Consider the following 13,394-nt stretch of genomic DNA (forward strand, 5'->3'; position numbering starts at 1 on the left):
AGCGGGCGATCAACTGTGTCGAGCCAGGTGACTGGTACGGGGACCGATGACGGTTCCACGGGCGACTTCGGAGCCAACGAGTGGCTCGTCGACGAGATGTACGAGAGGTTCGTGGTCGACAAGGACTCCGTCGACCGCAGCTGGTGGCCGATCCTGGAGAACTACCACACCACCGTGATCGAGGGCCGCGAGGCGACGCCGGCCACCGGCGACCAGACCGCCGAGGCGCAGATCCCGGACACGGAGAGCACCTCCGCCCCCGCGACGACCAACACGGGTTCCCCGGCGCCGACGCCGGCTCCCGCGTCCGCCGGCCAGCCCGACGCGCAGGCGCAGCAGCCCGCGACCGGATCCCAGCCCGCCGCGCGCACGACGAGCATCGCGCCCAAGCAGCAGCCGATCCCCGCCCAGGCGCCCGCGAAGGCCCCGGCGAAGAAGGGCCAGGAGCCCACCCCGCCTGGCGAGGACGAGGTCTCCCCGCTCCGCGGCATGGCGAAGTCCCTCGCGACCAACATGGACGCGTCGCTCACCATCCCGACCGCGACGAGCGTCCGCACCATCCCGGCGAAGCTGATGATCGACAACCGCATCGTCATCAACAACCACCTGAAGCGCGCGCGCGGCGGCAAGGTCTCGTTCACGCACCTCATCGGCTGGGCGCTCATCCAGGCGCTGAAGGAGTTCCCGAGCCAGAACGTGCACTACGACGAGGTCGACGGCAAGCCCAGCGTCGTCTCCCCCGCGCACATCAACCTCGGCATCGCGATCGACATGCCGAAGCCCGACGGCACGCGCGCGCTCCTCGTCCCGAGCATCAAGGGCGCCGAGGCCATGACCTTCGGCGAGTTCCTGTCCGCGTACGAGGACCTGGTGAAGAAGGCGCGCGGCAACAAGCTCGCCGCGGGCGACTTCGCCGGCACGACCATCTCGCTCACGAACCCCGGCGGCATCGGCACGGTCCACTCCGTGCCGCGCCTGATGAAGGGCCAGGGCGCCATCATCGGCGCCGGCGCCCTCGAGTACCCGGCCGAGTTCCAGGGCTCGAGCCCGAAGACGCTCGTCGAGCTCGGGATCGGCAAGACCATCACGCTGACGAGCACGTACGACCACCGCGTGATCCAGGGCGCCGGCTCGGGCGAGTTCCTCAAGATCGTGCACGAGCGCCTCATCGGCCAGCACGGCTTCTACGAGGACATCTTCGCGGCGCTGCGCATCCCGTACGACCCCATCCAGTGGGCCACCGACATCAACGTCGACCTCTCCGAGCGGGTCTCCAAGACCAGCCGCGTGCAGGAGCTCATCAACGCGTACCGCGTCCGCGGGCACCTCATGGCGGACATCGACCCGCTCGAGTACCAGCAGCGCACCCACCCGGACCTCGAGATCACGAACCACGGGCTCACCTTCTGGGACCTCGACCGCGAGTTCGTCACCGACGGCTTCGGCGGACGCCGCCAGGCGCTCCTCCGCGACGTCCTCGGGATCCTCCGCGACTCCTACTGCCGCACGATCGGCATCGAGTACATGCACATCCAGCAGCCCGACGAGCGCCGCTGGATCCAGGGCAAGGTCGAGCAGCCCTACGCGAAGCCCACGCACGACGAGCAGATGCGCATCCTCTCCAAGCTCAACGAGTCGGAGGCGTTCGAGACGTTTCTCCAGACGAAGTACGTCGGGCAGAAGCGCTTCAGCCTCGAGGGCGGCGAGTCGACCATCTCCCTGCTGGACACGCTGCTGCAGGGCGCGGCCGACCACGGCCTCGACGAGGTCGCGATCGGCATGGCCCACCGCGGCCGCCTCAACGTCCTCACCAACATCGCGGGCAAGAGCTACGGCCAGATCTTCCGCGAGTTCGAGGGCACGCAGGACCCGCGCACCGTGCAGGGATCCGGCGACGTCAAGTACCACCTCGGCACCGAGGGCACCTTCCGCGGCGTCCACGGCGAGGAGATGCCGGTGTACCTCGCGGCGAACCCGTCGCACCTCGAGGCCGTCAACGGCGTGCTCGAGGGCATCGTCCGCGCGAAGCAGGACCGCAAGCCCATCGGCTCGTTCTCGGTGCTGCCGATCCTCGTGCACGGCGATGCGTCCATGGCCGGCCAGGGCGTGGTCTTCGAGACCCTCCAGCTCTCGCAGCTGCGCGCCTACCGCACGGGCGGCACGGTGCACATCGTGATCAACAACCAGGTCGGCTTCACCACGCCGCCGTCGGAGTCCCGCTCGTCGGTGTACTCGACGGACGTGGCCAAGAGCATCCAGGCGCCGATTTTCCACGTGAACGGTGACGACCCCGAGGCCGTGGCACGCGTCGCGCACCTCGCCTTCGAGTTCCGCCAGGAGTTCAAGAAGGACGTCGTCATCGACCTCGTCTGCTACCGCCGTCGCGGCCACAACGAGGGCGACGACCCGTCGATGACGCAGCCGCTCATGTACAACCTCATCGAGGCCAAGCGCTCGGTGCGGAAGCTGTACACGGAGGCGCTCGTCGGCCGCGGCGACATCACGCAGGAGGAGTACGACGCGGCGCAGAAGGACTTCCAGGACCGCCTGGAGCGCGCCTTCGCGGAGACGCACGCGGCGCAGACCTCGTCCATCCCCATCCAGACGGATGACGCGGGCGCGGTGTCCGACCTCGAGCGGCCCGACTCCCAGCAGGACGACGGCCACGGCGAGCCCGAGACCACGGGCGTGTCCGAGGCCGTGATCCACTCCATCGGCGACGCGCACGACAACCCGCCGCAGGGATTCTCCGTGCACCCGAAGCTGCAGGCGCTCATGCGCAAGCGGCTGGAGATGAGCCGCAGCGGATCCATCGACTGGGCCTTCGGCGAGCTCCTCGCCATCGGCTCGCTGCTGCTGGAGAACACGCCGGTCCGCCTCGCCGGGCAGGACTCGCGCCGCGGCACGTTCGTCCAGCGCCACGCGGTGCTGCACGACCGCGACAACGGACAGGAGTGGCTGCCCCTCGCGAACCTCAGCGACCGCCAGGCGCGGTTCTGGATCTACGACACGCTGCTCAGCGAGTACGCGGCGATGGGCTTCGAGTACGGCTACTCCGTCGAGCGGCCCGACGCCCTCGTGCTGTGGGAGGCCCAGTTCGGCGACTTCGCCAACGGCGCGCAGACGATCATCGACGAGTTCATCTCCTCGGCCGAGCAGAAGTGGGGACAGCGCTCGAGCGTCGTCCTGCTGCTGCCGCACGGCTACGAGGGCCAGGGTCCCGACCACTCGTCGGCCCGGATCGAGCGCTTCCTGCAGCTGTGCGCCGAGCAGAACATGACGGTCGCCCGTCCGTCGACGCCCGCGTCGTACTTCCACCTGCTGCGCCGCCAGGCGTACTCGCGGCCCCGTCGCCCGCTCGTGGTCTTCACGCCGAAGGCCATGCTGCGGCTGCGCGGCGCCACGAGCGACGTCGAGGCCTTCACCTCGGGTCGCTTCGAGCCGGTGATCGACGACGTCCGCATCGAGGACCGCGGTGCGGTCCGGCGCGTGCTGCTGCACTCCGGCAAGGTGCACTACGACCTGCTCGGCGAGCTGGAGAAGCGCCAGGACAGGTCGATCGCCCTCGTGCGGCTCGAGCAGTTCTACCCGTTCCCCGAGGAGCAGGTGCGCCGCGTCGTCGAGTCGTACCCGGACGCCGAGGTCGTGTGGGTGCAGGACGAGCCCGAGAACCAGGGCGCGTGGCCGTTCGTGCACGTCGAGTTCGGCCGGGTGCTGCCCGACCGCGCGGTGCGCGTCGTCTCCCGCCCGGCCGCGGCATCGCCCGCCGCGGGCTCGAGCAAGCGGCACGCGACGGAGCAGACGGACCTGATCGCGCGGGCCACCGCGGAGTGATCTCGCTGGGCTGACGCCCGGAACGACGAGAGGCCCGGGCCCCCAGGGGACCGGGCCTCTTCGCGTGCGGGCGGCTGAGCGGTCGAGCGCGCTGCCGGCGGTCAGCCGAGCTTCGAGTAGCGGATGCCGGACGCGTGGTAGCCGCGGCGGGCGTAGAACCGCGTGACGTTGTCGCGGGCCGCGGCCGACGTCGCGAGGAACCGCGTGGCACCGTGCTCGCGCGCCCACGCCTCGTAGTGGCGGATGAGGTCGGACCCGATGCCGCCGGCCTGGCGCCCCTCGCGCACGACCAGGATGATCAGCTGCGCGATGGGCTCGTCGTCGGCCAGGCCCCACATGAGGTGGCCGCCCGCGAGGCCCGCGATGTCGCCCGCGTCGTCGCGCACCACCCACGTCTCGTGTCCGGCGGCGGCCGTCATGCGGGAGAGCCGCGCGGCGACGCGCTCCTCGTCCACCTCGTAGTCGAGCAGCCGGAGCAGCTCGACGATGACGGTGAGGTCGGACGGGGAGGGCGTCCCGAGGGACTGGATCGCGTTGGTCACGTGCCGAGGTACCGGCCGCGCGCGATGCGTCCGGTCAGTGCGTGGCCTGGATCGCCCGCAGCTTCTCCATCACCTGCGTGCGCAGGTCCTCCGGGGCGGCCTCCGTGCACGCGCGGCGCACGGTGTCCCGCAGTACGACGCCGACGCGGTGCTCGCGCGCGCAGTCGGCGCAGTTCGCCATGTGCTCGCGGATGTCGGCGGCGTCCGCCTTGTCGAGCTCGTGGTGCAGATACTCCTCGAGATCCTTCTTGGCCTTGTCGCAGCCGCAGTCGCTCATTTGGTCGCTCCAGTGAGGTGCGCGGTGGAGATGCCCCGCTCGCGCGCGTAGTCGGACAGCAGGCTCCGCAGCATCCGGCGGCCGCGGTGCAGGCGGCTCATGACGGTGCCCACGGGGGTCTTCATGATGTCGGCGATCTCCTGGTAGGAGAAGCCCTCCACGTCCGCGAAGTAGACGGCCATCCGGAAGTCCTCCGGGATGGACTGCAGCGCGTCCTTGACGGTGCTGTCCGGGAGGTGGTCGATGGCCTCGGCCTCGGCGGAGCGCGTGGTGGTCGCGGTGGCGCTCGTCGCGCCGCCCAGCTGCCAGTCCTCGAGCTCGTCGATGGTGCCGTTGTAGGGGTCACGCTGCTTCTTGCGGTAGTTGTTGATGAAGGTGTTCGTGAGGATCCGGTACAGCCAGGCCTTGAGGTTCGTGCCCTGCTTGAACTGGTGGAAGGCCGTGTATGCCTTCACGAACGTCTCCTGCACCAGGTCCTGCGCGTCGGCGGGGTTGCGCGTCATGCGCAGGCCCGCGGCGTAGAGCTGGTCGATGAACGGGAGCGCCTGCTCCTCGAAGAGCTCGCGGTTGTCGCCGGGCTGCGCGGGGCGCGGCTCCTCGACGACCGCCGCCTCGGCCTCCTGCTGGTCGGCCGCCTCCTCGGTGGAGGCCACGACCGCCTCGACGACCGCGGCGGGCGCCGGGCGCGCGTCGCGATCGGCGTCGTCTGCTGCTGGAGCTGCGGGTGCGTCGTGACTGGTGTTCCCTGAATTCGCCATCAGGGCAGATTCTACGGCGCGCACGAGCTCGACGGACGGGGCCGCCGGTGCTGTCCTCGTGATCACGGGTGATCCTTCCCGGCCCGGGATCCGGGCCTGCCGGACGCCTGCCCGGTACTCTGGTGAACCCATGGAGATCTTCAGGTATTCCGGTCCCACCTTCAGCCCGTACGACGACGACCGGACCCACGCGCCCGTGCCGACGGACGACGGGCCGTGGGCGGCGCCTGTGGCCGACGGGCCGCTCGACGCGACCGTGCCTCTGCCGGGATCCAAGAGCCTGACGAACCGCGAGCTCGTCCTCTCCGCCCTCGCCGACTCCCCCTCGACGCTGCGCTCGCCGCTCCGGTCGCGCGACACCCGTCTCATGATCGAGGCGCTGCGGGCGCTCGGCACCGTGATCGAGGAGGTCGACGGCGGGAGCGCCTTCGGCCCGGACCTGCGGATCACCCCCGCCGAGCTCGCGGGCGGCATCACCATCGAATGCGGCCTCGCCGGCACCGTGATGCGCTTCCTCCCTCCCGTGGCGGCACTCGCCCTCGGCCCCGTCTCCTTCGACGGCGACCCGAGTGCCCGCCGCCGCCCCATGTCCGGCACGATCGAGGCGCTGCGGGCGCTCGGGGTCGACGTCAACGACGACGGGCGCCGCGCGCTGCCGTTCAGCCTCTACGGCACGGGCGAGGTGCCGGGCGGCGAGATCGCCATCGACGCGTCCGCCTCCAGCCAGTTCGTCTCCGGCCTGCTGCTCGCCGCGCCGCGGTTCGCCCAGGGGCTGCGGCTCCGGCACACGGGCGAGACGCTGCCGAGCATGCCGCACATCGAGATGACGATCCGCACGCTCGCCGAGCGTGGCGTGGTCGTCGAGAGCCCGGAGCCCGGGGTCTGGATCGTGCCCCCGTCCCCCATCGCCGGCCGCGAGGTGCGCATCGAGCCCGACCTCTCCAACGCCGCCCCGTTCCTCTGCGCCGCGCTCGTCGCGGGAGGCCGCGTCGCGATCCCCGGCTGGCCGGAGGAGACGACCCAGGTCGGCGCCGACCTCGCGCACCTGCTGCCGCGGTTCGGCGCGACCGTCACGCGCGAGGGCGGCGCGCTCGTCGTCGACGGCGGCCCGGGGCTCGCGGCGGGCGGGCGCATCACCGGCGTCGACCTCGACCTCAGCACGGGCGGCGAGCTCGCGCCCGCGCTGGTCGCGCTCGCGGCCCTCGCCGACGGGCCCAGCCGGATCACGGGCATCGGGCACCTGCGCGGGCACGAGACCGACCGCCTCGCGGCGCTGGCAGCGGAGATCACCGGGCTCGGCGGATCCGTCACCGAGCTCGAGGACGGCCTCGCGATCTCCCCCGCCCCGCTGCACGGCGGCCCGTGGCGCGCCTACGAGGACCACCGCATGGCGACCGCCGGCGCGATCGTCGGCCTGGCCGTCCCGGGCGTGGAGATCGACGACATCGGCACGACCGCGAAGACGCTGCCCGAGTTCCCGGAGCTGTGGCTCGGCCCGCTTCTCGGCCGCGCGCCGCGCGCCGCCGTCGACCCGCTCGCCCTCGGCGGCATCACCGGGCCGGGCGCGCCGGGCGGCCTCGGCGGGCTCCTGTGAGCTGGCTCGCGGATCCGGAGGAGGACGACGGCGTCTGGGACGCCTACGACGAGTCCTCGGTGCGCGTGCGCCCGAACCCGAAGGGCAACAAGCCGCGCAGCAAGCAGCGGCCCGGGCACACGGACTCCGTCGAGGGCCGCGTCCTCACCGTCGACCGCGGCCGCTTCGGCGTGCTCGTGGGCGAGGACACCCCCGACGAGCACACGCTCATCGCGACGCGCGCCCGGGAGCTCGGCAAGAAGGCCGTCGTCACGAACGACCGGGTCGACATCGTGGGCGACACCTCGGGCGACGAGGGCAGCCTGTCGCGCATCGTGCGCATCGCCCCGCGCCGGACGCTCCTGCGCCGCAGCGCCGACGACTCCGACGCCGTCGAGCGCGTGATCGTGGCGAACGCCGACCAGATGCTCATCGTCGTGGCCGCCGCCGAGCCCGAGCCCCGCGCGCGCCTCGTCGACCGCTACCTGGTGGCCGCGTTCGACGCGGGGATCCAGCCGATCCTCTGCATCACGAAGTCCGACGTCGCCGACCCCGCGACGTTCGCGGCCCACTTCCGCGTGCTCGACGTGCCGGTCGTCCTCAGCCGCTCCGACGACGTCCCGCTCGACGAGCTGCGTGCCCTGCTGGCCGACCGCACGACCGTCGCCGTCGGCCACTCGGGCGTCGGCAAGTCCACGCTCGTCAACGCGCTCGTCCCCGACGCCAAGCGCGCCACGGGCGTCGTCAACCAGGTCACCGGCCGCGGCCGGCACACGTCGAGCTCCACCGTCTCGATGCGCGTCGAGACGGGCGACGGCGGCCACGGCTGGATCATCGACACCCCGGGCGTCCGCTCGTTCGGGCTCGGGCACGTGGATCCGGCGAACATCCTCCGGTCGTTCGCCAGCTACGCGCACCTGCCCGAGGGCGAGCCCCCGGGCGGCATCCCGCTGACCGAGGCGCACGACTGGGAGATCGTCGACCGGGTCGAGGCGGGCGAGCTGGGCGACGCCGGGCGCGAGCGGCTCCACTCGCTGCAGCACCTCGTCGCGAACCGGTCGGACGCGGGCAAGGCGGAGTGACTGGCCGCGGCGGGCCCGATCGCTAGGCTCGACCCCGTGGCCTCCGAACCCCTGCACTCCCTGTCGTCCGACCTGCGGCTCGCGAGGGAGCTGGCCGACATGGCCGACGCCATCTCGCTCGACCGCTTCCGCTCCGCCGACCTCGCCATCGAGACGAAGGCCGACTCCAGCTGGGTCACCGACGCCGACACCTCGGTCGAGCGGGCGATCCGCGCGGGGATCGCCGATAGCCGTCCGCACGACAGCGTGCTCGGCGAGGAGTACGGGACCTCCGGCTCGTCGTCGCGCCAGTGGATCATCGACCCCATCGACGGCACCTCGAACTACGCGCGCGGCGTGCCCGTCTGGGGCACCCTCATCGCGCTCGCCGTCGACGGCGTGCCCGTGGTCGGCGTCGTCAGCGCGCCCGCGCTCGGCCGTCGCTGGTGGGGCGCGACGGGCCTCGGCGCGTACGTCGACGACACGCTCGGCCAGGCGACGACCTCGCAGGAGCGGCGCATCCGCGTGTCCGACGTCGACCGGCTCGAGGACGCGTCCATGAGCGTCGCGGGCGTCCAGCGCTGGCGCGACGCCGACCGCCTCGACGAGCTGCTCGACCTCTCGGGGCGCGTGAAGCGCTCTCGCGACTTCGGCGACTTGTGGGCCTACATGCTGCTCGCCGAGGGACTCATCGACATCGCGGGCGAGCACGACCTGAAGCCGTACGACATGGCGGCGCTGATCCCCGTGATCGAGGAGGCGGGCGGCCGCTTCACGTCGATCGACGGCGACGCGGGGCCGTGGCACGGATCCGCGCTCGCCACCAACGGGCGCCTCCACGACGCCGTGCTGGCGGTCGTCGCGCGCTGAGCCCGCCCCCGCCGCGCTCCGTGCCGCCCGCTCAGGCGGTCGCAGCGCGCTGCCGGCGGCGGCGGCGCTGGCCGAGGTCGACGAGGCCGAGCGCGAGGGCCACGGCGACCAGCGCGATGGTCACGAGGAAGCCGTTGCGGAACCCGTCGTGGTACACCGCGAGGCTCGCGTCGCCGCCGCCCGCGGCCTCCGCGTAGAGCGTGCTGAAGAAGGTCGCCGACGCGGCCGCGACGCCCACGGCGGTGCCGACGCGCTGGCCGACCTGCGCCATGGATCCGGCGACGCCGCCCTCCGTGACGGGGATCTCGGCGAGCGTGAGCGTCTGGTTCGGCGAGATCACGAAACCCGCTCCGACGCCCGCGACGAGCATGGCGGCTGCCATCGCCCACGGCGTCACCTCCTGCGGCGTCAGCACGGCGGCGAGGAGCAGCAGCGTGATGCCCACCGCGACGATCGCGAGCCCGATCACGACCAGCTGCCGGCCGAGCCGCGAGACGAGGCGCCCGCCGATCCACGCGGTGACGGCCGACGAGAGCGCGAATGGGATGCTGACCATGCCCGCGAAGACCGGCGCGAGCCCGAGCCCCTGCTGCAGGTACAGCGTCGTGAGAAGGAACACCGCGGGGATGGCGGCGAAGTACGCGGTGGCGATGAGGATCCCGTTGCGGTACGAGGAGAGCGTGAAGAGCACGAAGTGGACCACGGGCGACCTGCCCGACCGCTCGTAGCGCCGCTCCCACGCGACGAAGAGCGCTGCGGCGACGACGGCCCCGGCGAGCCAGATCCACCGGAGCGGGTCGTCGTCGGGCCCGCCGGTGGTCAGGACGAACGGCAGCATGAGCGAGAACGTCGCGATCGCGAGGAGCACGACGCCGACGGGGTCGAGGCCCGTCTTCGCCTGCGGCCGCGCCTGCGTGCGCGGCAGCAGCTTGAGCGCGAAGGCGATGGCGACGATGCCGAGGGGGATGTTCATCCAGAACAGCAGGCGCCAGCCGTCCTCGGGGCCGCCGAGCTGGATCAGCAGGCCGCCGAGCGTCGGGCCGAACGCCGTGGAGATGCCGACGACGGCGCCGAACAGGCCGAAGGCGCGCGCCCGCTCCTCGCCCTAGAAGAGCTGCTGGATGAGGCCGAGCACCTGCGGCATCTGGATCCCGGCGGCGACGCCCTGCAGGATCCGCGCGATCACGAGGGTCTTCACGTCGGGCGCGATCGCGCAGAGGAGGCTCGCGATCGTGAAGGAGCTGAGGCCGACGACGAACATGAGCCGGCGGCTCCGGATGTCGCCGAGGCGACCCGCCGGCACGAGCGCGAGGCCGAACGCGAGCGCGTAGCCGGCGACGATGAGCTGCAGGTCGGTGGATCCTGCGCCGAGCGACTCCTCGATCGACGGCAGGCCGACGTTCACCTTGGAGAGGTCGAGGATGGTGAGGGCGGCGACGCCGACGCAGACCCAGAAGGCCTGCCAGCGGGTGCGCTCCTGGTCGTCGGTCGGGGTCGTGCCCGCTGTGGTGCGTCCGGTCATGAGGTATCGAATCCCATACACGGGCTATGTATTCCCGCTCCCGCGAGCGCGGGCGACCTGCCCCGACCAGACTGCTCCTCATACGAGGGAATCGTCCCGCGTGTCCCTATGCTGAACAACGAGCCAACAGCGACCGCCGGGCCGGGCGGCCGAGGGCCCCGCTCATATGGTGGGGACTTCGTGCCGGTCCGGCGCGACCGCCCGCGAGCACACCGACGTGCTCCCTCCGAGAGGACACCATGCAGAACCGCGCCCGCCGTCTCACCGTCTCGCTCGCCGCCGTGGTCGCGGCCGGGCTCGCGCTCTCCGGGTGCGGATCGTCCGCCGACTCCGGCACCGCGGATCCCGCCGTCTCCCCCGCGACCGGCGACACCCTGATCGTCTACACGAACTCCAACGGCGACGGCCGCGGCGACTGGGTCACGGCGGAGGCGGCGAAGGCCGGCTTCGACATCCAGATCGTGGGCCTCGGCGGCGCCGACCTCGCGAACCGCATCGTGGCGGAGAAGAACAACCCCGTCGGGGACGTGGTGTTCGGCCTGAACAACATGTACTTCGAGAACCTCAAGGCCGAGGACGCGATCACCGCCTACACGCCCGCGTGGTCGGGCGAGGTCGACCAGGCCGCGGGCGACCCCGAGGACGGGACCTACTGGCCCCTGGTGGAGCAGGCCATCGTCACGGTGCACGACAGCAAGCAGACCTCGGGCGGCGACGTGCCGAAGGACGTCACCGACCTCTACTCGTCTAAGTACAAGGGGAAGTACGAGGTGAACACGCGCCTGGGCGAGGCGACCCCGCAGCTCATCCTCGCGGGCCTCCTCGCGCCGTACGAGGACCCGGACGGCGACCTCGGCATCAGCGACGCCGGCTGGGAGGTCGTGAAGGACTACTTCGCGAACGGATCCCCCGCGGTCGAGGGCACGGACCTCTACGCCCGCCTCTCCCGCGGCGAGGTCGCGTTCGGCACCCTCGCGTCGAGCGGCATCGCGGCGCGCGACGCGCAGTACGGCACCACCACCGAGGTCGTCCCCGCCAAGGCCGGCGTCCCGTTCGTCACCGAGCAGATCGCCGAGATCGCCGGCACGAGGAAGGAGGAGCGCGCCCGCGCGTTCATCGACTGGTTCGGCAGCGCCGACGTCCAGGGTGCGTTCGCGGAGGAGTTCTCGAGCTACCCCGTCAACACGACCGCGCGCGAGACGGCGCTGCCCGCCGTGAAGGAGCTCATCGAGTCGCTCGACAAGCAGGACGTCGACTACGGCTTCGTGCGCGAGCACATCGCCGACTGGGTCGAGAAGACCGAGCTGGAGTACCTGCCCTGATGATCCGCTTCGACGACGTCGAGGTGCGCTTCGGCGACCAGGTGGCGATCCCCGGGCTCGACCTCGAGATCCACGAGGGCGAGTTCTTCACCCTCCTCGGGCCGTCCGGCTGCGGGAAGACGACGGCGCTGCGGACGCTCGCCGGCTTCGTGGACCCGAGCCGCGGCGAGATCGTGATCGACGGCCAGGTCGCCACGCGACTGCCGAGCGAGAAGCGCCGCGTCGGCATGGTCTTCCAGAACTACGCGCTCTTCCCCAGCATGTCGGTGCGGCAGAACATCGCCTTCGGCCTGACGGTGCGGAAGGCCGGCAAGGCGGAGACCGACCGGCTCGTCCGCGCCATGGCCGACCAGGTCGAGCTGAGCGCGGCCCAGCTCGACAAGAACGTGGCCGAGCTTTCGGGCGGACAGCAGCAGCGTGTGGCGATCGCGCGGGCGCTCGTGCTGGAGCCGCGGATCCTGCTGCTCGACGAGCCGCTCTCGAACCTCGACGCCAAGCTCCGCGTGCAGCTGCGCGAGCAGCTGAAGGGCCTCCAGTCGCGCCTCGGCATCACCACGGTGTACGTGACGCACGACCAGGAGGAGGCGCTCACGATGAGCGACCGCATCGCCGTCTTCGACGCCGGGCGGATCGAGCAGGTCGGCACTCCGGAGGACATCTACGACCGCTCGGCCACCGAGTTCGTGGCCACCTTCGTCGGCGCGATCAACGCGCTCGGCCCCGCGACGGTGGCGCGCCTCCGCGACGCCGGGGCGACGGACCTCGACGCCTCGGGCCGCGCCTACGTGCGGCTCGAGCGCGTGTCGGTGGATCCGCGCGGGGCAGCCCCCGCGGACGCCCGACGCGCGCGCATCGACGGCGTGGTCGCGGAGCGTACGTACCACGGCTCCTCCAGCACCTACCGGGTCGACCTCGGGGACGACGCCGTGACCGCCTTGGTCACCGAGACCGGCACACCGCCGCTCGCGCCCGGCACAGAGGTCGTCGTGGGCATCGACCCGGCCGCGATCCTGCAGTACCGGTCGTAGCCGTGCGCACCCCGGTCCGCGCCCTGCTGCGCTCTCCCCTCGGCGTCGTGGTGCTCATCGCCGCGCTCTGGTTCGTCGTCACGTTCCTGGTGTTCCCGAACGCGAACCTGCTCGTCACGACCTTCTTCCCCGACGGCGCCTTCAGCGGCCGCGCGCTCGAGAAGCTCCTGAGCTCCGACCGGGCCATGCGCAGCGTCGGCAACAGCCTGCTGTCGCGGTCACCCTCGCGATCACGGTCAACGTGGTGGGCATCTTCATCGTTCTGGTGACCGAGTACTTCGTGGTCCGCGGATCCCGCGTGCTCTGGCTCGGCTACGCCACGACGCTCATCTACGGCGGCATCGTGCTGGCGGCCGGCTACAACTTCATCTACGGCCGCTACGGGTCCGTCACCGCGCTCGCGCAGCGGGCGTTCCCCGACCTCGACCCCGACTGGTTCTCCGGCTACTTCGCGGTCGTCATCGTGATGACCTTCGCCACCACCACGAACCACATGCTCTTCCTCCGCTCGTCGCTCGCGGCGATCGACCACCAGACCATCGAGGCTGCCCGGAGCATGGGCGCGGGCACCGGCCGCATCCTCTTCCGCATCGTGCTGCCGGCCCTG

General features: G+C 71.7%; 10 protein-coding genes and 2 pseudogenes. 8 read left to right on the forward strand and 4 right to left on the reverse strand.

Annotated features, from left to right (window positions below; all coding sequences use genetic code 11):
• Positions 1-15 precede the first annotated feature (15 nt).
• Entirely contained in the window at positions 16-3,834 is a 3,819-nt protein-coding gene (locus tag CMS_RS10250) for a multifunctional oxoglutarate decarboxylase/oxoglutarate dehydrogenase thiamine pyrophosphate-binding subunit/dihydrolipoyllysine-residue succinyltransferase subunit (RefSeq protein ID WP_041464612.1), read from the forward strand.
• 101 nt (positions 3,835-3,935) lie between these two features.
• On the opposite strand, the gene CMS_RS10255 is transcribed toward CMS_RS10250, so the two are convergent.
• The 3 genes from CMS_RS10255 to CMS_RS10265 are packed head-to-tail and all read right to left on the reverse strand — an operon-like array spanning position 3,936 to position 5,306.
• Positions 3,936-4,376, reverse strand: coding sequence for a GNAT family N-acetyltransferase (locus tag CMS_RS10255; RefSeq protein ID WP_012299391.1), 441 nt, complete (start codon positions 4,374-4,376; stop codon positions 3,936-3,938).
• Between the two features lie 34 nt (positions 4,377-4,410).
• On the reverse strand, positions 4,411-4,653 hold the full coding sequence (rsrA, locus tag CMS_RS10260; protein ID WP_012299392.1) for a mycothiol system anti-sigma-R factor: 243 nt from the start codon (positions 4,651-4,653) through the stop codon (positions 4,411-4,413).
• Positions 4,650-5,306 (reverse strand): sigma-70 family RNA polymerase sigma factor, encoded by a 657-nt coding sequence (locus tag CMS_RS10265; protein ID WP_012299393.1) that lies wholly within the window; start codon positions 5,304-5,306, stop codon positions 4,650-4,652. Before CMS_RS10265 ends, rsrA begins: the two co-directional genes overlap by 4 nt.
• A gap of 235 nt (positions 5,307-5,541) precedes the next feature.
• Here CMS_RS10265 and aroA point away from each other — a divergent pair, with 235 nt between their 5' ends.
• The 3 genes from aroA to CMS_RS10280 are packed head-to-tail and all read left to right on the forward strand — an operon-like array spanning position 5,542 to position 8,915.
• The gene (gene aroA, locus CMS_RS10270) at positions 5,542-7,005 is read left to right on the forward strand and encodes a 3-phosphoshikimate 1-carboxyvinyltransferase (RefSeq protein ID WP_012299394.1); all 1,464 of its coding nucleotides are present in this window, start codon (positions 5,542-5,544) and stop codon (positions 7,003-7,005) included.
• Positions 7,002-8,066, forward strand: a complete 1,065-nt coding sequence (rsgA, locus tag CMS_RS10275; protein ID WP_012299395.1) for a ribosome small subunit-dependent GTPase A — start codon at positions 7,002-7,004, stop codon at positions 8,064-8,066. Before aroA ends, rsgA begins: the two co-directional genes overlap by 4 nt.
• A gap of 36 nt (positions 8,067-8,102) precedes the next feature.
• Positions 8,103-8,915 (forward strand): inositol monophosphatase family protein, encoded by an 813-nt coding sequence (locus CMS_RS10280; protein ID WP_012299396.1) that lies wholly within the window; start codon positions 8,103-8,105, stop codon positions 8,913-8,915.
• A gap of 31 nt (positions 8,916-8,946) precedes the next feature.
• Here the strand turns inward: CMS_RS10280 and CMS_RS10285 are convergent.
• Positions 8,947-10,437 (reverse strand): annotated as a pseudogene (locus tag CMS_RS10285) (MFS transporter).
• A 239-nt stretch (positions 10,438-10,676) separates the two neighbouring features.
• Here CMS_RS10285 and CMS_RS10290 point away from each other — a divergent pair.
• From CMS_RS10290 to CMS_RS18345, 4 genes and pseudogenes are all read left to right on the forward strand, one after another.
• Positions 10,677-11,759 carry an extracellular solute-binding protein gene (locus CMS_RS10290; RefSeq protein WP_012299397.1) on the forward strand — a complete coding sequence of 361 codons (1,083 nt, stop codon included), beginning with the start codon at positions 10,677-10,679 and terminating at the stop codon, positions 11,757-11,759.
• Entirely contained in the window at positions 11,759-12,787 is a 1,029-nt protein-coding gene (locus tag CMS_RS10295; RefSeq protein ID WP_041464613.1) for an ABC transporter ATP-binding protein, read from the forward strand. Before CMS_RS10290 ends, CMS_RS10295 begins: the two co-directional genes overlap by 1 nt.
• A gap of 2 nt (positions 12,788-12,789) precedes the next feature.
• Complete coding sequence (locus CMS_RS17915; protein WP_223842626.1) at positions 12,790-13,056, forward strand: hypothetical protein; 267 nt, start codon at positions 12,790-12,792, stop codon at positions 13,054-13,056.
• 29 nt (positions 13,057-13,085) lie between these two features.
• A pseudogene (locus CMS_RS18345) lies at positions 13,086-13,394 on the forward strand (iron ABC transporter permease); the annotation flags it as partial.

Source organism: Clavibacter sepedonicus, assembly GCF_000069225.1.
Lineage (GTDB): Bacteria > Actinomycetota > Actinomycetes > Actinomycetales > Microbacteriaceae > Clavibacter > Clavibacter sepedonicus.

Coding starts and splice junctions, on each gene's coding strand:
- rsrA (WP_012299392.1), bottom strand. CDS start 4,653: ATGAGCGACTGCGGCTGCGACAAGGCCAAGAAGGATCTCGAGGAGTAT.
- aroA (WP_012299394.1), top strand. CDS start 5,542: ATGGAGATCTTCAGGTATTCCGGTCCCACCTTCAGCCCGTACGACGAC.
- CMS_RS10290 (WP_012299397.1), top strand. CDS start 10,677: ATGCAGAACCGCGCCCGCCGTCTCACCGTCTCGCTCGCCGCCGTGGTC.
- CMS_RS10295 (WP_041464613.1), top strand. CDS start 11,759: ATGATCCGCTTCGACGACGTCGAGGTGCGCTTCGGCGACCAGGTGGCG.